This is a genomic window from Herbaspirillum lusitanum P6-12, assembly GCF_000256565.1.
In the GTDB taxonomy this organism is placed as follows: Bacteria; Pseudomonadota; Gammaproteobacteria; order Burkholderiales; family Burkholderiaceae_D; genus Herbaspirillum; species Herbaspirillum lusitanum.
This window is the reverse complement of sequence record NZ_AJHH01000029.1, coordinates 1-518: the sequence shown is the minus strand read 5'-3', so window position 1 is coordinate 518 and position 518 is coordinate 1. Positions and strand designations below refer to the sequence as shown.

Below are 518 nucleotides of genomic sequence, written 5' to 3'. Positions count from 1 at the left end.
CGGACAACCGAAGGCGCTGCAAGGCAACACCTTCGGCAGCGTTTTCGGGCGGCGACGCCTGCCGATGTGGCCGCCAGTCCGACCGCGGCCGCTCCGGCCGAACCATCGACGCTGTTATCGGCGCGCGAAAAGGAAGTACTGGATTTCATCACCCGCGGCTTCACCGCGCAGGAGATCGCCAAGCTGATGCAGCTGTCGCCGTTCACCGTGCGCACCTTCGTGCGCCGCATTTACAGCAAGCTCAAGGTCACCTCGAAAACCGAGGCCATCTACGAAGCCAGGACGCTCGGGCTGCTGCCCGACTGAGCGAGCCGATGCATGCCTGATGCCCATCCCCGCATGAAAAAACTGCCTGCATCCCTGCTCTCCGGCGTCGTGCTGCTGCTGTCCGTGGCGCTGTTGATTGCCGTAGGCGCCTGGTACGTGCAGAGCGATGCACCGCATGCCGACGCCACCTTGCATCTGACCCGGGTCGACTGGCAGGACAGCGACGGCCGCGGTTTCAACGCGCCGCCGGC

Annotated in this window: 1 protein-coding gene; it reads left to right on the top strand. The window is 65.3% G+C overall.

Annotation, left to right across the window (positions count from 1 at the left end; translation table 11 throughout):
* On the top strand, positions 1–306 hold a 306-nt coding region (locus tag HLUSI_RS33765), incomplete at its 5' end, for a response regulator transcription factor (RefSeq protein WP_029362980.1).
* Positions 307–518 lie beyond the last annotated feature (212 nt).